The sequence below is a fragment of the Mesorhizobium sp. WSM3224 genome, from assembly GCF_000427725.1.
Lineage (GTDB): Bacteria > Pseudomonadota > Alphaproteobacteria > Rhizobiales > Rhizobiaceae > Mesorhizobium.
The window spans coordinates 361,244-383,597 of the sequence record NZ_ATYO01000003.1 but is presented as its reverse complement, the minus strand read 5'-3'; the positions used below and the strand labels follow the sequence as shown (position 1 = coordinate 383,597).

Here is a 22,354-nt window from a genome sequence, read left to right as displayed (position 1 = left end):
CCGCGCAAACAGCGCCAAAAGCCCGCCCACATCGCCCGCGGCAAGCACGTGCCGCGACAACCGCTCGCTGCCCGGCGATTGCACGCTCACCAGCCACTTCGTTGTGCTCAGTTCCAAAGAGGCTGTGACTGCGCCATGATGGCCACGGGTGGCGGCGCTCGATGCGATACTCGATTGGTCATGCGACATCGGTCTTCTCCCTTGTTGCGTGGGTGGAAAACCAATCTTGGCGAAACATCGCGCCGCCATCCACGCCCTCATAGGATCTTGCGGGGGAGATGCCCGGCAGGGCAGAAGGGGGTGGGCGGGAACTCGGCCCAGCCACTTGATCGACCTCGCGCCGCCCTCATCCCAACTCCACCCAGACCGGTGCATGATCGCTGGGATTGTCCCTTCCCCGCACCTCACGGTCGATGCCCGCGCCCTTCAGCTTCCGCGCCAGTTTCTTCGACAGCAATATGTGGTCGAGCCGCAATCCGGCGTCGCGCGGCCAGCGGTTCCGGCGATAATCCCAGAAGGTATAGAGCCTCTCTTCCCTGGGAAAAACCTTGCGCAGCGCGTCGGTCCAGCCCTGCTCGATCAGCGCGGCAAAGGCAGCGCGGCTTTCAGGCTGCACCAGCGCGTTGTCGTCATAGGAGCGGGTCTGGTATATGTCGCGCGGCTCGGGCACGATGTTGAAGTCGCCGGCCAGCACCACCGGCAGGCCGGTATCGAGAAGCTCACCGGCATGCGCGGCGAAGCGCTCATGCCAGGCGAGCTTGTAGTTGAATTTCGGCCCCGGCCGCGGGTTGCCGTTCGGCGCGTAAAGGCAGGCGATGACGACCCCGTCGACCGCCGCCTCGATGTAGCGCGCCTGGCGGTCGGCGTCGTCGCCGGGCAGCGCGTCGCGCGTCAGCACCGGCTCGGCGCCCTTTGCCAGGATGGCGACGCCGTTCCAGGTCGGCTCGCCCTTCCACACCGCGCCGTAGCCGGCCTTGGCGAGCCGGGTCAGCGGGAATTGCGTGTCGCGGGATTTCAGCTCCTGCAGGCAAACGACATCGGGCTTTGCGATGGCGAGCCAGGCCAGGAGGTTTTCCATCCGGCTGTTGATGTTGTTGATGTTGAAGGTGGCGAGCTTCATCAGTTCATCAGAACAAGAAGCTGAGGCGTGTAGCAAGGGCTCGGACGACATGCCTGGCGCTGGCCATTGAGCGTCGGCGCTGCCCCTCATCCGCCTGCCGGCACCTTCTCCCCGTGAACGGGGAGAAGAGGATCTGGCCGCGACCTCGGCGCCTTTCCTGCAACGCTGGCGGTTGGCGAAACCGGCCGCGGCAAGTTCCTTCTCCCAGTGCACGGGGAGAAGATGGCGGCAGCCAGATGAGGGGCAGCGCCAACGCAGAAGGCTATGGCTGCGCCATGCGTGCCTTTATGGTTTCCGCCAGCATGTTCAAATGATCGGCGGTCGAAAAGCCCGAGATCGCCTTGCGCGGCTTGAGGTCGTGGTCGCCGTCCTCCAGCCAGATCACCTCGATGGCGTCGGAGAGGCCGTAGGTCGCGATCTCTTCCCTGGTGCCGAACTCGTCGCGCGTGCCTTGAAAAATCAGCGTCGGCGTCTTCAAGTCCGCGAGATGCTTTGTCCTGAGCTGTTCGGGCTTGCCCGGCGGATGGAAGGGATAGCCGAAGCAAACCAGGCCTGCGATCTCGCCCTTGGCGAACATCTCGTCGGCGACCATAGAGGCGACGCGGCCGCCCATCGACTTGCCGCCGATGATGAGTTTGCCGGTCACGCCCTTGGCGCGCAGGTCGGCGATCGCCTTGATGTATTCCGGGTTCACCGTCTCGGCGCGCGGCGGCGGCTTGCGGTGGCCGTAGCGGCGCGCCGCCATGTAGTGGAACTCGAAGCGCGCGACCTGGAAGCCGGCGGCCGCAAGTACCTTGGCGGTGGCGGTCATCGAGGCGGAATCCATCGGTGCGCCGGCGCCGTGGGCGAGCAGGATGGTGACGGGGGCGGTGTCGAAGCCGTCGAAGAGGAAGGTGGTCATGGGGCGAGCTTTCTGGAGAGGTCGCACTCCGTCCCACCCCCCTCTGCCCTGCCGGGCATCTCCCCCGCAAGGGGGGAGATTGGCAGCTCGCGCGCCCTGCCCGATTGCGCAACCTTGGAGATTGGCGAAACCGAACGAGCGCATGATCTCCCCCCTTGAGGGGGAGATGGCCGGCAGGCCAGAGGGGGGTGTTCAGGCGCGAACATCTCGCTCACCCGCCATATGCAGATCCACGAACTGGATACCCTTCTGCGCCAACCTTGCCCATTCGGACCCTGCGTCCAGTTCCAGATACCGCACCCACAGCCGCCGCGCCTCCGCGAGATTCCCCCCATCAAACTCCAGCCGCGCCAGGTTGAACACCGGGTCGGCGTAATCCTTGTCGAGCACGACCGCCTTCTGCAGATGGCGCCTTGCCGAAGCCACCTTGCCCTCGTCGCTCATCAGGCCGGCGAGATTGAACCAGGCCTCGACGAAACCAGGATCGAGCTTGATCGCGCGGGCATAGTCGTGCGCGGCTTCCGCCACGCGGCCGGCGCCGCGCAGGCAGTTGGCGCGGTTGAAGGCGGCAATCGCGTCTTTCGGGTCGATCGCCAGGCAGCGCTGGTAAAGGGCCGCCGCATCGTCGTGGCGCCCCTCCTCTTCCGCGGCTTCCGCCTCGGCGAAGAGTTCTTCGAGCGTGTCGTCTTCCGGGCTGCCGAGGTCGAACAGCAATTGGCCGTCGAGTTCGCTGCGGCCCTCGTCGAGATAGATCGCGTCCGGGCGGCCATGCTGCGAGCCAAGATTGAGCGACTTGGCGGTGAGCGAGGCGACCGGACCGGAGCGGTGGACCGAACGCGCGATCGCGCCCCAGGAGGCGCCGCTGGCGATCAGCCCGGCATATTTGCGGGCCAGGATCAGGTCGCGGAAGGAATAGGGCTCGCCGTCATGCTCGAAGGCGTCGAACAGCGACAGCATGTCGAGATCGGCGCCGGCAAGCCGCGACTGGTCGATGAGCGACTGCCGCGACAGCGACGAGGCGTCGGGCGCCTTCATCAGCCCAAGCAGGCGCAGGAAGCCGTTTTCGCTGATCAGCACGCGGCCGGCCTCGCGCTCGGCCTTCATCCGACGCTCGATCTCGACATCGCCGGTCTTCGTCGCCCTGGCGAGAAGCGCGCGGCCGAACACGACATGGGTGGTGCGGCGGGTGACGCCGCGCCTCAGCTCCGCATGGCGGCGCTCGACCTCGCGCGCGGCGAGCCGCAACGGAAAGGCGGCCAGCGCGCCGATGACGCCGAAGACGGCGCCGGGGACGATCACTGGCCCTGCATTTCCCGTCACTTCTTGCTCTTGCCGACGGCCTTCAAGAGGTTCGCCTTCAGCGGATTTTCGGGCGCGCCACCCGAAGCCGCCTTTCTGGCGGGCTTGGCCGGCGCTTCCTCGGCCTTGCTCTTCGACTTGGCCGGGGGCTTCGCCTGCTGCGACAGGCTCGCCTTCAGGGCATCCATCAGGTTGATGACATTGCCGCGCTCCGGCGCGGCTGCGATGATCGGCTTGTGGCCCTTCAGCTTCTCGCGGATCATCGCCATCAACGCCACCTCGTAGCGATCCTCATAGTTCTTCGGATCGAAGTGGGTTTGCTTCTGCTTGATCAGCGCCTCGGCCAGCTGCAGCATTTCGGGATCGGGCTTGGCATCCGGGATGTTGCCAAAATATTCAGCCGTGCCGCGCACTTCGTTGGGGTTCCTCAAGGTGCAGACGAACATGCCGTTCTCGCGCGCGCCGATCGTCACCACGCGCTCGCGGCTGGAGAGCACAAGGCGGGCGATGGCAAGCTTGCCGGACTTGCGCATGGCTTCCCGCAGCACCGTGAAGGTTTCCTCCGCCATGGCGCCGTCGGGCGCCAGGTAATAGGGCGCGTCCTGGTAGATGACATCGACCTCGTCCTCGTCGACGAAGGCCTCGATGTTCATCGTATGGTTGGATTCGATCCTCACCGCATCGAGGTCGGCATCATCGATGATGATGTACTGCTTGTCCTCATACTCGTAGCCGCGGACCAGGTCCGAGCGCTCGACCAGGCCGAGCTCGGGATCGACCGGCTTCATGTTGATGCGGTTGTGGGTCTTCTTGTGCAATTGATTGAATGAGATGCGCTCGCTCGCGCTGGTGGCCGGATAGAGCCGGACCGGACAGCTGACGAGGCTGAGCTTGAGGTAACCTTTCCAACTTGCCCTGGGCGCCATGATGAACTCCTACGCGGCCATGCACTGACAGTTACTTGCAGCGCTTCGTCCGAAGGACGAGCAGCGCCGTGGAAATCCTACACCGACCCCTGATCTTACAGCCGAATTCCTAGCGAAGTGTTCTTGGGGCGGAGGTAGATGAGAGGATAGTTCAAATTGTAGCGAGATGGAACTGAGACGCTGGCGGGACAGAGGGGGGTGACGGAACGCGACGCTCGTTGTCTATCCCGCCTTGTCCATAGCCGGCAAATCCCTTGCAGCCTCGTCGATCTCCGCCCACGGATCGCCCGATGTCTCCAGCAGCCCCGGCAGCGAGGCGTAGTTCAAATCCTCCGGCGCGTCGATCGTCTCCAGGTCGGTCCAGCTCACCGGGGTCGAGGCCGGCAAATTGGTGCGGGCGCGCAGCGAATAAGGGGCGGCGGAGGTGTGGCCGCGGGCATTGCGGTGGAAGTCGATGAAGATGCGCTTCTTGCGGTTTTCCTTGCCCATGGTGGTGGTGAAGGTGTCGGGGGCGCTTGCCGCCAGCAAAGTCGAAATGGCGCTCGACGCCTGGTGCAATTTCTTCCAGTTCTGCTTGCGCGTCACCGGTACGGTGATGTGGATGCCCTTGCCGCCCGAGGTTTTCGCGAAAGGCACCAGCCCCAGGCTCTCCAGCCCGCCCTTGATGTGGACCGCCGCCTCCACCACCTCGCGCCATGAAATCCCCTCGCCGGGGTCGAGGTCGAAGACGATCTGGTCGGGCTTGTCGAGTTTTGACCGGTGCGTGCCCCAGGTATGGAACTCGACCACGCCGAATTGCGCCAGCGCCAGATAGCCCTTGGCGTCCTCGACCGAGAGATAGGTTTTTGTCTCGCCTTCCGAATTGGTGCTCTCGAACACCGCAACCGAAGGCGGCATGCCGGTGAAGGCGTGGCGTTGGAAGAAGCAGTCCTGCGGCTTGCCGGTCGGGCAGCGCACCAGCGACACCGGACGACCGATGATATGCGGCAGCATGAAATCGCCGACCAGCGCGTAATAGACGGCGATATCGAGCTTGGTCGGTCCGGTCTTGCCGAACAGCCGCCGCTCCGGATTGGTGACCCAGATGGTGGCGAGGTCGGATTCGGCGATCAGCCGTTTGCGCTTGACGGGTACCGGCGTGGTCAGCCCGCCGACATCGCGCAAGCCGCGAAAGACGCCGTGGCGCAGCGAATTGTCGGCCGTGCGATTGGCATAATGGATGCGCGCCGACAGCAGCGGCTTCACCCAGCGCATCTCGCGCATGATCTCTCGCGGCACGCCTTCGGGCGGCGTGGCGCCGGCCGTCAGCCGCTCCAGCCGGGCAAGCAGGTCCGTCGCCATGTCGCGGTCGAAGCCGGTGCCGACCTTGCCGCGATAGTGCAGTTCGCCATTCTCGAACTCGGCCATGCCGAGCGCGGCAAGCCCTTCCGCCCGGTCGGAAACGGTGTAGCCGGCGATGACGAAGTCATCTTTCTCGAGCGCCTTGACCTTGGTCCAGCTCTTGGTGCGGCCGCTCTGGTAGATGGCGTCGGCGCGCTTGGACACGACACCTTCCAGCCCGAGTTCCGTCGCCTGGTCGTAGAGCCCTCGCCCATCGCCCTCGACATGGTCGCTGTACTGGATGGCGGAGTTCGCTGCCTGACCCGCGAGCAGTTCGGCAAGCAAGGCTTTGCGCCTTTGCAATGGGGCCTTGCGCAGGTCCCAGCCGTCGAGATGGAGAAGGTCGAAGGCGTAGAAATGCAGCTTCGAGCCGGCGCCTTCGGCCAACGCGTCCTGCAGCAGCGCGAAGCGGGAAATGCCTTTCTCGTCGAGCACCATTATCTCGCCGTCGATGATCGCCTGATTGACCGGCAGCCGCGAAAAGGCCTGCGGAAGGTCGCCATAGCGCTTCGTCCAGTCGATGCCGCCGCGGGTGATCAGCCGCACCTCGCCATCCACGACATGCGCTATGGTGCGGTAGCCGTCGAATTTTATCTCGTGCAGCCAAAGCTCGCGTGTGTTCTCCGCCGGCCCCTCGCCGCCCGGCGGTTTCGGCACCTGCGTGGCAAGTTGCGGCTCGATGCGAGCTGGCGGGCCGGCCTTGACGGCGCCGGGCAGCGCGCCGGGTTTCAGCGAGCCCGGCTTTGGCGGCAGGCGCTCGCGCTTCTTCGGCTGCGCCGCCAGCTCCTCGATACGGCGGCCGGACTTCACGCTTTCCGGCCGCGCCTCCAAGATGTCGAGCGAAGTATCGGAGGCGAGGTCGCGCTCCTTGAACAACAGCCAGTTCTTCTTGTTCTCGTCCTCGCCGGGCTTGGGCTTGAGGCGCGTCAGCATCCAGCCGCCGTTGAGCTTCTGCCCGGCCAGCCGGAACTTGAAGGCGCCAGTGCGCAGGCTTTTCTCGACGTCGTCCATCGGCGCCCAGGTGCCGGTGTCCCACACGATCATCGGCCCGCCGCCATATTCGCCCTCGGGAATGACACCCTCGAAGTCGATATATTCGATCGGGTGATCCTCGGTCTCGACCGCGAGGCGCTTGTCGGCCGGGTTGAGCGAGGGTCCGCGGGGCACGGCCCAGCTTTTCAGCACGCCGCCGACCTCGAGCCGCAGGTCGTAATGGTCGGCCGTGGCGTGGTGCTTATGGACGACGAAGCGGTTGGAGCCCTCGCCGGCCGTGCTGCCCGCCGGCTCCGGGGTGCGGGAGAATTCGCGCTTGGCGCGGTAGGGCGTGAGTTTGGTGGGGGGCATGACTAGGCGGGGGCAGCCAAAGACAAACGCCGAGTTCCTTCGCGCCCCCCTCTGTCCTGCCCGTCCTTCGCAGCAGCTGCGCTGCAGCTACGGCGGGTGGACCGGACATCTCCCCCTCTTGGGGGGAGATTGGCAGTTCGAGCGCCCGCACGCCGTTTGCAACATTGGCGATTGGCGAAAGCAGCGGCGACATCTGATCTCCCCCCTTGCGGGGGAGATGGCCGGCAGGCCAGAGAGGGGTGCTGTCCCGCCAGCATCTCGGATTTTTCTACACCGCGGCGAGGCAAAGGAGTTGGAATCAATCGTCGGCAGCCGGCGTCAGTTCTAGCTCCGCCGGCGTCAGCCCTTGCCTCAATTGCGATAGCCGGAACTCGTCGACCCAATAGGCCTCGCCGTCGACCAGCACGCGGGCGCTGTAGGAACCGCCGGAAAAGCGCTGCGCGGTGACATAGACCTTGTGGCGCTCGAGCGCGGTCTTCACCGCGGCGCGGCGGGACTTTTCTCTGGCAACCGGACTGGCCATGGCCTCACTCGAAAACACGCTGCCGCTGACACAGCGGCTGCCCATAAGCATGGCGGAGAGCGGAATATGAGTCAATTTGCCAGGCTGGAGCCCGATCAGCGCGGCGCCCGCAGCCGCCGCCAGCGCTGCATCGCTTCCTGCGCGACCTTGAACAGGCGCGGGTTGTCGCGCACCAAGGCGACGCCCTGGCCGCGGTATTTGATGGCCTCGCTCGCCGCCTTGCCCTTCAGCGTGATCCCGTAGCAAAGTTCGGCCAGAACCGACTTCACCGCGCCCATATGTTCCTTGTAACTCTGGTTGCCGACCGACAGGTCGAAATAGTCGAAGCCCTGCCCGCGTCCCCATCTGATCAGCTCGCCCATGATGCAAAGTCCCGGCGAAACATTGGGCACCGCGCCCTGGTCGATCGCGACCAGAAGCGCATGCAGGGTGCCGAGATGGACCGCCAGGTACTGGACCGCGACCATGACGTCGCCGGCGCGCAGGCCGAAGATCCGCACCGAACCGTCCGTCAGGCCGCGATGCGCGGCGCTACGGTAGAAATCGACGACCGGTGGCTGCGCCAGGAGATCGAACCGGCCGAGGTCGCGAAAGCGGCTGAGCCGCATGTCAACCAGCCGATCGAAAATGGAATCCACCAGGGCCGGCGTGTCGGCTTCGACCAGGGCCAGGCCGCCATTGCGGTCGAGCCTGCGCAGATCCTTGTTGAGCGCCTTGACGAAGGACGGGCGGCAGATGCGCTTGACGACGGTTTCGGCGTCGCCATCCATGGCGATGCCGTAGTGGGAATGGATGGAACCGCGCGCCGGTGAAAGCAGCGCCAGCGGGTTGGCGACGCCGCCGACCTCCTTCGGGATACCGACGATGTGGATGCGGTCCGCCGGCGGCAGCACGGAAAGCACCGCCGCCCACGCGGCCTCGGCGGATTGCCTGGTCCAGGGGGTCGCGTTGGCGAGCAGCGGCGCGGAATAGTCGCACACCCCGCAGCTCAGCCACTCGATCACCCAATGCTGGAACGCGCGGCGCCGCATCAGCGGCAAAAGCATCACCGGTTCGCCTGTCGCGGCGTCCCGCAGCTCGACGATGGCAAGTTCGGCCTTTGGGGGCACAAGCCGTTCGACGATGCCTTCGGCCCAGGCGAAATGCTGGTGGCCGGTGCACACGCCCTTTGTCTCGAGACGCAGCCAGAGCGGCTTGACCGCTTCGAGGCTGGTGTGCAGCCGCGCCACGTAAGCGCCGCTGGCGACGCCGGCGGCGCCGGCCGCGTGCACTGCTGCCTCATCGTCGACCAAGCCGGTCGTCATCGCGGCCATCGGCATTGCCTGGCTTGCCACATCGTTCTCCTATCGTCTCTGTACTGCCAGCGTGGCCGCGCGGCGCCAGGCGCCGACCACGGTGTGGCGCTGCTCGTTCGGATGCTTGAGGTTCCACATGCGGTTGGCCGCGAAATACCATGAGGCCACCAGCACGAAGGTTTCGGAAACCGCGGCGCCGGCCAGCGACCATGTCGGCGGCGCGATCGCCAACAGGATCCCGATCGCCGTCAGCCCGACAACCGCGCCGGCCAGGGTGATGAAGGCGACGATGCGGAAGTCGCCGACGATCTCGAGGACCACGCGCGGCATAACATAGGCCATGATCGGCACGAAGTTGGCGATTGCGAAAATTCCGATCAGGCCGACCGAGGCATGCTGGAGGGCCTGGGATTTGATCATCGGCAGGACGAACAGGACGCCGCAGCCATAGGCCAGACTGCCGACGCCCATGACGAGCGCCCAGATCTTGGCTTGAGTCCATACGCGTTCGAACTCTTTGTTGCGCACCAGCTTCGCAAGTTCCGGCTGTGCCATGTTCGAGAAGGCAAGGCTGGAAATGCGCAGCGGCGCAAACAGCACCAGCACGGCCGCGAGCGGCGCGTAGGCGGCAGGCCCGGCGATGCCCGCGACGAGCAGCGCCAGGCATTGCCCCTGGATGTTGGTGGTGGTGGCGCTGAATCCCGACCAGCAGAGCTGCGGCCAGAGCTTCGCATAGCGCCGCCAGGTCGGCGCGCGGAAGGAGATGCGCATCCTGCGGCGCGCCAGCTTCACCAGTACGGCGATGCCGACCACATTGGCCGCGGCAAGCGCGTAGAAGGTGGCCTGAAGCGCGTCCGCGAAGAACCAGATCGCCGCTCCCGCGAGCACTATGCCCGCGATCGTGAAAGCGGCGTCGCTGATGGAGACGACGAGCTGCATGCGACGCGCGAAGAAGGCCGTGCGCATGTGGCTGCGCAGCGACCAGGCGCCGACGAAGCAGGCGGCGCCGATGCCGCTCGGATCGCCCAGGAGGCGCATCAGCAGCCCGGTGCCCAGCCCCATCAGCAGCGCCACCACCAGCGCCGCCGATCCGAAGGTCACGTCATGGGCGTCGACGCCGGCGCTGTTGGTGCTCTTGCTCATCCATATGGTGGCGGGAACGGCGGTGAGCGAGCGGATGTAGGACAGGCCGACGCCGCCCATCACCATGGCCAGCGCGAAGAGCCCGTAGCCTTCGGCCGACAAAAGATGCAGCAGCGCGATGTTGAGGGCGAAATGGAAGCCGCTCTGCATCGCCTCGCCACTGACCATCAGCATGAGGCGCCGTACCAGGTGGGCCGGGAAGGTGAACTTCACGGGCTCGTCTCCGCCTCGCGGGCGACACGCGACCGCCCCTGCCGCGGCGTGGGCGCCTTCAGCTTGTCGGCCACGATCGCCACGATCGCGGCGGCGGCGATCGGTTCGCTGAAGACCGCCTCGTAGCGCGCCCGGCCGGCGGCGGCGAAGCCGCGCCAGCGATCCGGCCGCAGGATGATCTCTGTGAGCTTGCCGGCAAGGGCGGCCGCGTTGCCCGGCGGCACATACCAGCCGGTCTCGCCGTCGGCCACCACTTCCACCAGCCCGCCGATCGCCGACACCAGGGGCGGCCTGCCCCAGCCCATCGCCTCGATGGCGACGCGGCCGAGCGACTCCGGACGGCGCGACGGCACCGCCACGATGTCCGCCCAGCGGTAGTGGTCGGCAGGGTCGGAGACGAAAGGCAGCACCTCGACATGCCCGGTCAGCCCCATGCGTCCGACCAGTTCGGCCAATGCCTGCTCGCGATCGACGCTTTCGAAGGCGCCGCCGACGAGGCGGACCTCGACGCGATCACGCAACGCGCCTTCCAGCGACGCGACCGCTTCGAGAAGCACCTCCTGCCCCTTGATGCGGTTGACGCGGCCAAGCAGCAGGACCCTGAGCGGGCGGCTGCCGTCATAGGTCGTCGGTAGCGCAGCCACGGGCCCGGCAACGCCGTTATAGATGACATGCGTGCGCCGCCCCTTGGCATCGACGGAGGGGGGAGCGCCGAAGGTGGCGCGCGTGGCGCGCGAATTGAAGATGAGGTCGGCGCGGCTCCAGCGCATCAGGGCGACAAGCACCTTGCGCAATATGCCCTCGGGGATTTCGTGGATATGCAGCAACGCCTTGCGCGGCAAAAGCCGCGCGGCCAGCGCATAGTCGGCGATGATCGAGGTGTTGATATAGGTCAGGTCGTTGTCGCGCATGCGCCGCCAGGCCCGCCAGAGCGCCGCCGGCAGCCTCGCCATCTCGACGGTTGCGAGCTTGAGCATCGCCTGGCGCCGGAGCACCCAGAGCGGTTCGAACACGATGCGGCTGGCATGCGGCTCGAGGATATCGACGATCGGCCCCTCGCGCGGCAGCACGACCTCGATCTCGGCGGACGGAAACGCGGCGCGCAGCGCAGCCACGCTCTCCGCGAAGCTGCGGTCAGAGCCATAGAGCTCGTAGCCCTGATGAACGCAGGCAATGCGCATTGCTATCTTTCCACCTTGCACCCCGAGTCCGCTCAGCACCGGACCCTTCAAGCGCGGAAGAAACTTCATGCCAAATCCGCACGCCGCTCTGCCAAGCGGTGGCCACCGCAGGCCCGGGAGCAAGGATCATGCCGGGTCTGAATTGCCCGGCCGCGAACCGAGAACACCAGCCGCGGCCCGTATCGACACAGATACCTCCCGAAGGTTGACCGATAATGAAACAACTCCGGGATTCTGAAGGAATATTTTAAAACTCCATGTGAATATTGGCCAAGGGGTGACCTGGCACGGAAGTTGCTAGGATTGTCGTTAAGATAACAGAAACCATACCAGCCCCCGGGAACCCTTGCCTTGAAATCGGAACGACCTTCCATCCTGATCCTGGGAACGCGCGGCATTCCGGCTTCCCATGGCGGGTTCGAGACCTTTGCCGAGCGCCTGGCGCTTTTCCTGATCGGACGCGGCTGGAACGTCGGCGTGTATTGCCAGAAGGAGGTCGAGCGCGTCGGGCAAAGGGTGTCGAGCGAAACCTGGCGCGGCATAGAGCTCATCACCATCGAGGTCGCCTCCGAGGGCGCGCGCGCGACGCTGGAATTCGACTGGCAATGCGTGCTCGACGCCGCCAGGCGGCCGGGCGTGTGCCTGGTGCTCGGCTATAACGGCGCGGTGTTCCTGACCTGGCTCAGGCTCATGCGGCGCAAGATCATCACCAACATGGACGGCATCGAGTGGCGGCGGCCGAAATGGGGACCGGCGGCGCGCAGCTGGTTCTGGCTCAACGAATGGATCGGCGCCTGGATCTCGCACCGGCTCGTCGCCGATCACCCGGCGATCGCCGACCATCTGGCGACACGGCGGCCGCGCAGCGCCATCACCACGATCGCGTATGGCGCTGACCCGGTGACCTCGGCGCCGGAGGAACCCATTCGCGCGCTCGGCCTGGAGCCCGGCAAATATCTGGTCTCGATCGCGCGGATCGAGCCCGACAACAACATCCTGCAGATCATCGAAGCCTTCCGACGCCGCGAGCGCGGCGACATGAAGCTGGTGGTGCTCGGCACGCTCAATGACGACATTCCTTACCACCGCGCCGTGCGCGAGGCGGCGGGCAGCACGGTGATCATGCCGGGCGCGATCTATGACAAGGCGGTGGTGAGGGCGCTGCGCTACCATGCGCGCGCCTATATGCACGGCCACACTGTGGGCGGCACCAACCCCTCGCTGGTCGAGGCGCTTGCCGCAGGCAACATGGTGATCGCGCATGACAACCGCTACAACCGCTGGGTCGCCGGCGATGCGGCACTTTATTTCAAAGACATCGCGAGCCTGAGCGAGCGGATCGACGAGGCGCTGGCCGATGATTTGCTGGTTGCGCGCTGCAGCAAGGCGGCGCGGGCCCGCGCCCGCGAGGCCTTCCGCTGGGAAGACGTGCTGCTGGCTTATGAGAACGAAGCGCTGCGGCAACTCGGCGCCACCACTGCAGCACCAGCGCCGGCCGACCGCGCCAAGCGCGCATGACCGGCTGGTCGCGCCGCCGAATCCTCGGCGCGGCGCTGGTTGCGGCGACGGCACCGCTGGCCACGGCGGTTCCGCCGCTCGTATTCCCAGCGCGTGCCGCCACCGGCGAATGGCCTTTCAAGCGCGGTGTCAACGCCTGGCCGTGGTTTGCGCTGACGCGTGAGTTTCCCGCACCTCGCACCGACTATGACTGGCCGCCCTTCCAGTCGCAGCGGCCGGTGCCGACGCCCGCCGACCTTGCCCGGCTGCGCGCCAGCGGCCTCGATTTCATCCGCCTGCCCGTCGATCCGGGCCCCTTCCTTGCCGCTGAAGCGGGCCGGCGCGCCGACATGATGGCGATGCTGAGCGCGGCGGTCGAGGCGGCGCGGGCCGCCGATCTCGGCGTCATCGTCAACGTGCAGGCCAACGGCGCCACGCATTACTGGAATCCCGAGCGCATGGTTTCCAGCATCGAGGCGCCGGAATTCGCGCGCTACCAGGTCTTCGTCGGCGAAGTGGCCGGCATGCTGGCGGACATGCTGGCGGACATGGCGCCCGCCAGGATCGCGCTGGAGCCGGTCAACGAGCCGCCGCAGGATTGTTCCTCCGAAGCCTGGCCCAAGGTTCAGGCGGCGCTGCTGAGCGCCGCGCGGGGTTCGGCGCGAAAGCTGCCGCTCGTCGTCACCGGCGGCTGCGGTTCGATGGTGCGCGGGCTCGCCGCGCTCGATCCGGCGCCGCTGGCGGCCTTCGAGCCGATCCTGTTCACCTTCCACTTCTACGAACCCTATCTGTTCAGCCATCAGGGCGCGCCGTGGATGCGCGAGCCGGTCTACCACGCGCTGAACAACGTGCCGTGGCCGGCCTCGGCCGGCTCGCTCGACAAGACGCTGGCCTCGGTCAGGGCACGGATGGCTGAGGACACCGAGAGGTCGGACGAGGCCAAGCGCGCCGCCTATGCCGACACCGAAAAGGTGCTGAAAGTCTATTTCGACGCCCAGCCCGACCGCCGCTTCATCGACAAATATCTCGCTCAGGTCCGTGATTGGGCGGACAGCCATGGCATCGCCCCCGAACGCATCATCATGGGCGAGTTCGGCGCGCTGCGCACCGATGCCCGCTACACCGCCGCGCCCAATCCGGACCGCTCCCGCTACATCGCAGATGTGCGACAGAGCGCGGAGACGTTCGGCTTTCCCTGGGCGTTCTGGGACCTGTTCGACGGCATGGGCATGATGGACGACACCACGCGCGCGCTCGATCCGGCCATGATCGAGGCGCTTGGGCTGAGCTCGGGCTGAGAATGCCGGAGGGCTACGTTTCACGTTCAGCGCTCTGGTGCGTAGTGCGTCGCGCCTCATTCCTTCGCGCGCCCCTCTGTCCTGCCGGACATCTCCCCATTTGGCGGGAGATTGGCAGCTTCCGCGACCGCGCCTCACTTGCAACGTCGGTGATTAGCGAAAGCCGGCGTGACGGCTGATCTCCCCACTTGTGGGGGAGATGTCCTGCCGGACAGAGGGGGGCGCCGTAGAGCGCTACGCCAGCGTCCCTGAACGCATCCCCACCCTCGCCGGCCGATAAAGCGCCAGCGCCATGACCACGAATTTGGTCATCAGCGTCGTCTTGGAGGCGATGCTTTCGGAAGTGTTGAGCAGGATCAGCCAGCCCAGCATCGGCAGCCAGATGCCGGGGTGGCAGCGGCGCGCGACCTCGTGCATGAACAGCGCGAAGCCGAAGAAGATCAAAAGCGTGAAGAAGGCGCCCTGGTAGAGCGTCAGGCGGATGACCGGGTTTTCGATGCCCTGCTCCAGGCCGGTGATGCGGCGCATGCTGTCCAGCAGGTCGACATCGGGCCCGACGATCAGGTCGCGCAATTCCAGATGCCTGAAGAGATCGAACATCTCGACGCGCGCATTGGCGCTGCCGCTGTCGGAGACGAAACGTTCGAGCAGCGCGTCGAAGAAGCCGTAATAGCCGGCAAGTGCGATCGCCAGCGGCAGCAGCGCGGCAAGCATGATGACCAGCGCGGCGCCCAAAAGGTTGATGCGGCGGGTCCTGAGCTGCGCCAGGCCGCGGATGAGGATGTAGGCGCCGCCGAGAACCACCGTCAGCACCATCGCCGAGCGGCCGCCGAAGGCGACCAGCGCGCAGAACTGCAGGCCGACGAGCCCGAGCCTCAGCGGCGTCGACAAGGAACGCGCGCCGGACAGCAGCGACAGCACATAGATCGAGGTGACCGTGGCGTTGGAGAGCGGGTGCCCCTGCAGGGCGTTCGAGCGCAAATCGTTGACGAACACCGCGCCGTCGAACCGGTACGGAAACACCAGGTGCTTGGTGCCGAACTCGAAGAGCGCCAGCAGCGCGTTCACGGTCATGACGACATGGATGACGAGCTGCAGCCGGGCAAAGGTCTTCTCGTCATCCTCGCTCAGCAGAAGCACGAGCAGCGCCGGCGCGACGAAAGTGTCGATCATGCCGGCCATGCCGGGGCGCTGCCTGAGGATGACGACGAAGAGAAGCACCGTCGAGATCACCGCCATCAGCGTCGTGGCCGGCCGCTTGTTGGTGACATAGACCGCATAGCCGATCGGATTGCCGAAGGTGCAGGAGCGCCAGATGAAGACGAGCACGAAGAGATAGGTGGACGGGTGGATCTTGCTCAGCGGGCTGCCCTGCAGGCCGTCGTAATTGTAGCCGACCAGCCACAGCATGCCGCCGGAGACGGAAAACAGAAGCAGCACCGCCACGGTCAGGCCGAGCCGGGTCAGCGCATCGACGGAGACAACGCGCTGGCCAGGCATCCCATAACCCGAAGCAGGGACAGGCCGGGCGGAACCGGCCAGGATCGAGGCCATTTCAGGCAGCCTCGTCGACCAGCATGGCGCCGGTCGGCAGCCGCCCCATGACGGAGACCGCTTCCGAGGTCGTGGCGACGTCGCGCATCGGCGTCGCGTTCAGCCGGGCGACGAGCAGTATCTCGTCGGCCATGGCGACCAGCGGCAGGACGTTGAGGTCGTCGGCCAGCGCGCCGCCGTCGATGACGACAAGCTCGAAGCTGTGGTTGGCCTCGGCCAGCATGCGATGGGCAAAATAGAGCGCCTGCGCTTCCTGGAACACCGCGGCCGGCCGGCCCCGGCCGAGCAGCGCGACGGAACTGCCCGGCGCATAGCGGCTGACCGCATCGAGCGGATATTCGCCGCGCAGCACGTCGAGCACGCCGGGCTGCGGGTCCTTCTGGCCTTTGCCGGCATTGATGTCTATGAACAGCACGCGACGGCCCCTGGCCGCCGCCGCATTGGCAAGTTGCCATGCCACCCTGGACCGCTGCGCCTTGTCTTCGGGCGGCGACGCCACCAGGATCGAGGGCACCAGCGGCCAGTCGGACGGACGCCTGGTAGCGGCGGCGATGCGCTGCAGCGCGAGCCCGGCCACGGCGTCGGTCTTCTGGGCCATGGCGCCGGAGCGGCCCCCGCGGCGCCGCGCTTTGCCCGGCAGCACGCCCAGCACCGGCGCTTCGATGGCCGACTGCATCTGGTTGGCGGAAAGCACGGTCGGCGAAAGATATTCGGCGATCAGCGCCATGCCGATGCCCAGCGCCAGTCCGCCGAAGATGGCGCCGAACAGAAGCAGGCCCTTCGGCGGCCAGCTCTTCTTCAGCGCCGGCATGGCATAGGAGATGATGCGGGCATTGGTGCTGTTGACGTTGGTCTGCTCGCGCGTTTCCTGGGCGCGCTGCAGGTAATTGGCATAGACGGTGCGCACCGCATCGAGATCGCGCTGCAGCTCGCGCAGCCTGACCGACGCCTGGTCAGTGTCGAGCGATTTGCCCTTCAGCGACGCCATCTTGGCCTGCAGATCCTTCTGATTGGCCAAGGCGCGCTCGTAGTCGGTCTCGGCGGCGGCGACGAGGCGGCCGAGTTCACGCGAAATCAGCTTGCGCAGATCGCTCAGTTGCTGCTGCGCGGAGATCATCGAGGGATGGCGCGGCCCAAGCGCGGTGCCGAACTGGGATATCTGATCGACCAGCGTCGCCTCCTGCGCCCTGAGGCTGGCGATCACCGGCGAGCGCATCGCCTCGGTGGTTGCGTCCGGCGCGCCGCCCTGCCGGCGCAGCTGGTCGACCTGCGCCTTGAGCTGCGCCGTGCGGGTCTGGGCAGCGGTCAGCTGCGTGTTGAGGTCGGTCAGTTCCTGGTCGCTGACCAGGTTGCCGGCGGCCATCACCATGTTGTGCTCGGCCTTGTAGGCCTCGACGGCGTTGGCCGCCTGCTCGACGCGCTTGCGCTGGTCATCCAGCCGAGCGCTGATCGCATCGGAAGCCTGGGCGGCGGCCTGGGAGCGCGCATCCGCCTGGTCGGCCAGATAGGCTTTCGCTATGGCGGTGGCCAGATCCGCCGCCGTCTGGGCGCTTTTGGCCGTGACGATGATGTTGAGGACCAGCACCTTGTCGTCGCGCTTCACCGCAAGGCGGCGGCGCAGCGCATCGAGCGTCTCAGCCGTCCTGTCGCCGCCGTCGGAGCCGAGGAACCCGCCCAGCCAGCGGTCGAGCACGCCCTCACCGTTGAATTCCGGATTCTCGGTCAGCTTTGTCGCCGCGATGGCGCGCAACAGGACGCTGTTCGATTGCGCGACGCTGACCTGGCTTTCGACCTGGGTGATGCCGCCGTCCGGCGAAATGCGGCTTGGATTGACGTCGTTGGTGACGACCTGGAGATCCTGTGGATCGATGATGATCTGCGCCGTCGAGCTGTAAAGCGCCGGCGTCAGCATGGCATAGACAAGCGTCACGGCAGTGAGCAGCGCGGTGACGGCAAGGATCAGGAGGCGGCGCCGCAACAGGATGCGGCCGAGATCGCCAAGCTCGACCGTAGCGGGCGCGGGCGCCTGCGCGTAATAGGCCGGCGCCGGCGCGACCGCGTCGGGAGCGTGCTGCTGGGGCACCATGAGCAGGGATGGTTGCAAAGGTCGCTCCGACAACGCTCCATCGGCCGGCAAAGACGAAAATGCGGCGTTGGCCTAGCTATTCCCGGCAACGATTAAAACACTGTTAATTATGTTCATAAATTGATGCCGTACTGGCACGAAGTTTGCACCGACGCAGTACAATTTAAGTGCAGCCCAAAGTTAGGAGACGTGGTGCGCATGCGGCGGGAACTTGACTTGGCGGGCCGGGCCGCCGGCCCCGGATGTGAGTCGCCCAGGGGTCGGGCATGCGCCTGAATCTGCGCCTCAACGGCGATTGCGTGCGCGCTTTCCATGTCGCGCTGGCCGAGCGGCTGTCGCTGCTGCCCGGCGTCGAGCTTTCCGTCGACGCCCGCCCGGCGGCGGGCGGTGTGCCGCACGCAGCCGAAGCGCTGTTCCAGCTTGAGACGCTGATCCATCGCCTGCCCGCCAATGGGACGGCCAGGCGTGTGCCACTTTCGGCGCTGGCCGGCCATGCAAGAGCGTCGGCGCCAGCCGATCTCACGATCGACCTCGTCGGCGACGTCGAGCCGCACGGCAGAAGGGTCTGGCGGCTTGCCTATGACGGCGTCTGCGGCGAGGAAGCCCTGCTGGCGCTGATCCTTGCCGGCCGCACGCCGCTGGCCCGCCTCGAACAGAACGGCGCAACCGTCGCCGAGGGACGGCTCGGCACCGAATATCACGGCATCGCGTTGGCGTCCTTCCAGGACATGCTGGCGCGCAGCGCCAGCCTGATCGCCGCGGCGGTCGACGGCGCCGCGCGCTCGCATTTGCCTGTGCTGCCAGAACCGTCATCGGAGGTGCCGCCGCCGTCCATGCCATCGGCCACGAAGCTCGGCATGCGGGCGGCCAAGGCGACGGCAAGGCGCATCGTGCAGCAGATTTATCATCTGTGCTACAACGCCCCGCATTGGCGGGTCGGCTGGCGCGAGACCGGTGGCAAGGACCTCTACGATCTGCGCGCCCATCCGCAGTCGGGCTGGCACGACCTGCCGGACGACGGCAGCCGCTTCTACGCCGATCCGTTCCCGGTGCTTCACCGTGGCCAGGTGACCTTGTTCGTCGAGGATTATATCCACCGCACCGGCAAGGCGATCCTTTCGGCGGTGGCTTTCGGGCCGAACGGACCGGCCGGCCGGCCGAAGCCGGTGCTGGAACTGCCCTATCACCTCTCCTACCCCTTCGTGTTCGAGCGTGACGGTCAGATGTGGATGGTGCCGGAAAGCTCGGCAAACCGCAGCGTCGACCTCTACCGCGCCACAGCTTTCCCGGGCGGCTGGGTGAAGGAGGCGACGCTTTTGTCGGACGTCGTCGCCGGCGACGCCACGCTTGTCGAGCATGGCGGGCGCTGGTGGATGTTCGCCACCGTGCGCGACGGCGGCGGCGCCTTCTCGGACCAGCTTCATCTCTGGTCGGCGCCGGATTTCCGCGGGCCGTGGGCGCCGCATCCGAAGAACCCGGTGCTGATCGACATCGCCTCGGCGCGGCCTGCGGGCCGCATGGTCAGCCGTAGCGGCCAGCTTCTGCGCCCGGTGCAGGACTGCCGCAGGAGTTATGGCGCCGCGCTCGGCATCGCGCGCGTCACCCGACTCGACGAGACCGGCATGGAACAGGTCGTCGAGACGATCCTCAACCCCGGCGTCGGCTGGGCCGGCCGCAAGCTGCATACGCTCAACGAAGCAGGCGGACTGGAATTCATAGATGGTTCGGCAATGGCGCCGCGCTGGAAGCGGCGGGAACCCATGCCAATGGGCCGTGGGGGCGAAAAATGAGCATCGCAGAGGCTCGCGAAACACCCGCCGTGCCGCCTGGCCGGACCGAGGTCGACGTGGCGATCGTCGGTGCGGGGCTCGCCGGAACGCTGCTCGCGCTGTCGCTCGCCAAGGCGGGCCGCAGGATAGCGCTGGTCGATCCGCATCGCATCCACCATGACGAATTCCGGGCCGAGAAAACCCGTGCGGAGCAGATGGGGCTGTTCGAGAAGCTCGGCCTCGGCACGGTTTTCAGATCCCTCGCCACGCCGATGACCGATCTCCATGTCTTCCGCTTCGGCCAGTTGTTCGAGCGCAAGCAGGCCTGGGAGTACGCCTTTTCCTACACGCCGCTGATCAATGGCATACGCGCGGCGCTGCCTCCGCAAGTGCCGCTGACGGTGGGCAAGGTCGCCGAGGTGTCGACCGGACCGGACCGGCAGCGCCTAGCGCTTACCGACGGCTCCATCATCGATGCCCGGCTGCTGGTCGTGGCGACGGGCTACAGCGAGGCGGTACGGCGAGCCATCGGCGTCGAGCGCATCGAGGAATCGAAGGCGCATTCGCTGACGATGGGTTTTGACCTGGCGATCTCGCCGCAGGAGTTCGGTCTCCAATCGCTCACCTACTACGGAAAGCGGGTCGCCGATCGCATTGCCTTTCTTACCATCTTCAGGATCGGCGAGCGGATGCGGGCAAACATGTTCATCTACCGGACCGTTGCCGATCCTTGGGTGCGGACGTTCCGCGAAAACCCGCAAAAGATGCTGCTGGAGCTGATGCCGGAGATTGCCGAGCGATGCGGCGGCTTCGCCACCGCCAGCGAGGTCGAAGTGAGGCAGGTCAGCCTAACAACGTCACAGGGCCATCGCCGCGACGGCGTCGTCTTCATCGGCGACGCGTTCGCCACGACATGCCCGGCGCAAGGCGACGGCATCCATCGGGTGCTTACCGATGTCGATTGCCTCAGCGCGACGCATATTCCCGCCTGGCTCGAAACACCCGGCATGGCGGCCGACAAGATCTGCGCCTTCTACGACGATCCGATCAAGATCGCGGCCGACGCAAGAGCCATGCGGGCCAGCATCTATGCCAGGCGGATCACCACCGAGACCGGGCTGGAATGGCGGCTGCGCCGCCTGCGCAACAACACCGCGCGCCATTTGATGATCTTCGCCCGTCGGTTCCGCGAGGCGGGCAAGCCGGCCACGCCGCACCTGGCGCAGGAGGAGTTGCTTTCGACCACACAGAAGCACATGTCGGGGGATTGCGCGCCGGCTGGGAACATGATCGTGAGCGAGCTTACCAATCCGTAAGTCGCGGTCCTTGGCGAAGCCGGTTTAGATCATCGTGAGCAGTGTCTCCTGCTCGGCGGGACAGCACTCCCGTCGCACCAATAGCCCGCTGCCGCCCCTATCGGTTCGGCAGCGGGCTATCGGACGGCAACCGTGCCGCGAATTAACCTAATCCTTCATTGCTACCAGGCTCGCGCCTGGGTTGCTTGAGATTGTTTCAGCTACCCGGGTATTCATCGCGTGGGCTGTGGAGCAGAAAAATGAGCACTGCACAGGGCCGCGAAACGCCTGCCGTCCAGGCTGGTCCGGCCGAAGTCGAAGTGGCTATAGTGGGCGCCGGGCTGGCGGGCACGAGCCTGGCCGCCGTGCTGGGCAAGGCAGGCCGCAAGGTGGCGCTGATCGACCCGCATCTGGTCCATCACGACGAGTTCCGTGCCGAGAAGATCGGCATGAAGCAGATGCAGGTGTTCGAGAAGCTAGGCCTCGGCCCCGCCATCAGGCCCCTTGTCACGCCGATGACCGACATCCACGTCTTCCGCCTCGGTCAGTTCTTCCGGCGCGAACGGAAACGGGAATTCGCCTTCTCCTATGGCGCGCTGGTCAACGGCATGCGGCAGGCCCTGCCTCCGCAAGTGCCGCTGACGGTGGGCAAGGTCGCCGAGGTCTCGACCGGACCGGACCGGCAGCACCTGATGCTTGCCGACGGTTCCGTCATCGAAGCCCGCCTTCTGGTGGTGGCCACCGGCTACAGCGAAGCGGTACGGCGCGCCATCGGCATCGAGCGCGTCGAGGAATCGAAGGCGCACTCGCTGTCGATCGGATTCGACCTCGCGATCACGCCGCAGGAATGCGCCTATCCGGCTGTCACCTGCTACGCTAGGAACCCGGCGGACCGCGTCGCCTATCTCAGTGTCTTCCCGATCGGCAACCGCCTGCGGGGCAATATGTTCGTCTACCGCGCCGTGGCCGAGGAATGGACGCGGGCGTTCCGTGAAAATCCGCAGGCGATGCTTTGCGAGCTGATGCCGGAGATCGCCAGGCAATGCGGCAACTTCGCCCTTACTGGCCCCGTCGAGGTGCGGCAGGTCAGCCTGACCACGACCAGGCAGCATCGCCGCGCCGGCGTCGTCACCATCGGCGACGCGTTCTGGACCACGTGCCCGACGCCAGGCATCGGCATCAACCGCGTGGTGACCGATGTCGACCGGCTTGCTTCGACCTACATTCCGCAATGGCTCTCGACGCCCGGCATGGACGCCGACAAGATCTGCGCCTTCTACGACGACCCGGTGAAGGTCGCCACCGACGGCGCCGGGATGCGCTCCAGCATCTATGCCAAGCGGATCACCGTCGAGACGGGGCTCGAATGGCGGCTGCGCCGCCTGCGCAACAACACCGCGCGCCAGTTGATGATTATTGGCCGTAGGATGCGCCGCCGCGAGGAGCTGCCGGCCGCGAGCATGGCTTAAGCCGACGGGCGCCTCGCTACACGCCGCGCTTCGCCCTATCTTCCAGATTGCAACGAGGACC

General features: G+C 66.3%; 16 protein-coding genes and 1 pseudogene. 5 read left to right on the top strand and 12 right to left on the bottom strand.

Annotated features, from left to right (window positions below; all coding sequences use genetic code 11):
- From YU3_RS41520 to YU3_RS36300, 10 genes and pseudogenes are all read right to left on the bottom strand, one after another.
- Positions 1 to 189, bottom strand: a pseudogene (locus YU3_RS41520) (IS110 family transposase); the annotation flags it as partial.
- A gap of 157 nt (positions 190 to 346) precedes the next feature.
- A complete protein-coding gene (gene xth, locus YU3_RS0108805) occupies positions 347 to 1,120 on the bottom strand; it encodes an exodeoxyribonuclease III (protein WP_027165882.1) in 774 nt (257 codons plus the stop codon).
- 262 nt (positions 1,121 to 1,382) lie between these two features.
- A complete protein-coding gene (locus tag YU3_RS0108800) occupies positions 1,383 to 2,021 on the bottom strand; it encodes an alpha/beta family hydrolase (protein ID WP_027165881.1) in 639 nt (212 codons plus the stop codon).
- A gap of 192 nt (positions 2,022 to 2,213) precedes the next feature.
- Positions 2,214 to 3,341, bottom strand: coding sequence for a tetratricopeptide repeat protein (locus YU3_RS0108795; RefSeq protein WP_198021649.1), 1,128 nt, complete (start codon positions 3,339 to 3,341; stop codon positions 2,214 to 2,216).
- A complete protein-coding gene (locus YU3_RS0108790; protein ID WP_027165879.1) occupies positions 3,338 to 4,246 on the bottom strand; it encodes a Ku protein in 909 nt (302 codons plus the stop codon). The genes YU3_RS0108795 and YU3_RS0108790 overlap by 4 nt, the downstream gene beginning before the upstream one ends.
- Positions 4,247 to 4,468: 222 nt before the next feature.
- A complete protein-coding gene (gene ligD, locus YU3_RS0108785) occupies positions 4,469 to 6,970 on the bottom strand; it encodes a DNA ligase D (RefSeq protein ID WP_027165878.1) in 2,502 nt (833 codons plus the stop codon).
- A gap of 298 nt (positions 6,971 to 7,268) precedes the next feature.
- Entirely contained in the window at positions 7,269 to 7,493 is a 225-nt protein-coding gene (locus YU3_RS0108780) for a hypothetical protein (RefSeq protein WP_027165877.1), read from the bottom strand.
- Positions 7,494 to 7,588: 95 nt separating this feature from the next.
- A complete protein-coding gene (locus YU3_RS0108775) occupies positions 7,589 to 8,797 on the bottom strand; it encodes a GNAT family N-acetyltransferase (RefSeq protein WP_051333898.1) in 1,209 nt (402 codons plus the stop codon).
- A 39-nt stretch (positions 8,798 to 8,836) separates the two neighbouring features.
- On the bottom strand, positions 8,837 to 10,144 hold the full coding sequence (locus YU3_RS0108770; RefSeq protein WP_027165875.1) for a hypothetical protein: 1,308 nt from the start codon (positions 10,142 to 10,144) through the stop codon (positions 8,837 to 8,839).
- On the bottom strand, positions 10,141 to 11,325 hold the full coding sequence (locus YU3_RS36300) for a glycosyltransferase family 4 protein (RefSeq protein WP_036258178.1): 1,185 nt from the start codon (positions 11,323 to 11,325) through the stop codon (positions 10,141 to 10,143). The genes YU3_RS0108770 and YU3_RS36300 overlap by 4 nt, the downstream gene beginning before the upstream one ends.
- Positions 11,326 to 11,676: 351 nt before the next feature.
- Here YU3_RS36300 and YU3_RS36295 point away from each other — a divergent pair, with 351 nt between their 5' ends.
- On the top strand, positions 11,677 to 12,843 hold the full coding sequence (locus tag YU3_RS36295; RefSeq protein WP_036258114.1) for a DUF1972 domain-containing protein: 1,167 nt from the start codon (positions 11,677 to 11,679) through the stop codon (positions 12,841 to 12,843).
- A complete protein-coding gene (locus tag YU3_RS0108755) occupies positions 12,840 to 14,120 on the top strand; it encodes a cellulase family glycosylhydrolase (RefSeq protein WP_027165874.1) in 1,281 nt (426 codons plus the stop codon). The genes YU3_RS36295 and YU3_RS0108755 overlap by 4 nt, the downstream gene beginning before the upstream one ends.
- 234 nt (positions 14,121 to 14,354) lie before the next feature.
- Here YU3_RS0108755 and YU3_RS0108750 read toward each other — a convergent pair whose 3' ends face one another.
- Entirely contained in the window at positions 14,355 to 15,620 is a 1,266-nt protein-coding gene (locus YU3_RS0108750; RefSeq protein ID WP_245273459.1) for a VpsF family polysaccharide biosynthesis protein, read from the bottom strand.
- Positions 15,621 to 15,675: 55 nt separating this feature from the next.
- Entirely contained in the window at positions 15,676 to 17,778 is a 2,103-nt protein-coding gene (locus tag YU3_RS0108745; RefSeq protein WP_027165872.1) for a Wzz/FepE/Etk N-terminal domain-containing protein, read from the bottom strand.
- Positions 17,779 to 18,026: 248 nt separating this feature from the next.
- Between YU3_RS0108745 and YU3_RS36290 the strand changes: the two genes are divergently transcribed.
- The 3 genes from YU3_RS36290 to YU3_RS36280 all read left to right on the top strand — a co-directional run bounded on the left by YU3_RS36290 (position 18,027) and on the right by YU3_RS36280 (position 22,293).
- Positions 18,027 to 19,550, top strand: a complete 1,524-nt coding sequence (locus YU3_RS36290) for a formyl transferase (RefSeq protein WP_051333890.1) — start codon at positions 18,027 to 18,029, stop codon at positions 19,548 to 19,550.
- Positions 19,547 to 20,845, top strand: coding sequence for an NAD(P)/FAD-dependent oxidoreductase (locus YU3_RS36285; RefSeq protein ID WP_084507985.1), 1,299 nt, complete (start codon positions 19,547 to 19,549; stop codon positions 20,843 to 20,845). The genes YU3_RS36290 and YU3_RS36285 overlap by 4 nt, the downstream gene beginning before the upstream one ends.
- Before the next feature lie 239 nt (positions 20,846 to 21,084).
- Positions 21,085 to 22,293: an NAD(P)/FAD-dependent oxidoreductase gene (locus YU3_RS36280; protein ID WP_036258111.1), complete on the top strand. Its 1,209-nt coding sequence runs from the start codon at positions 21,085 to 21,087 to the stop codon at positions 22,291 to 22,293.
- The last annotated feature ends 61 nt before the right edge of the window (positions 22,294 to 22,354 follow it).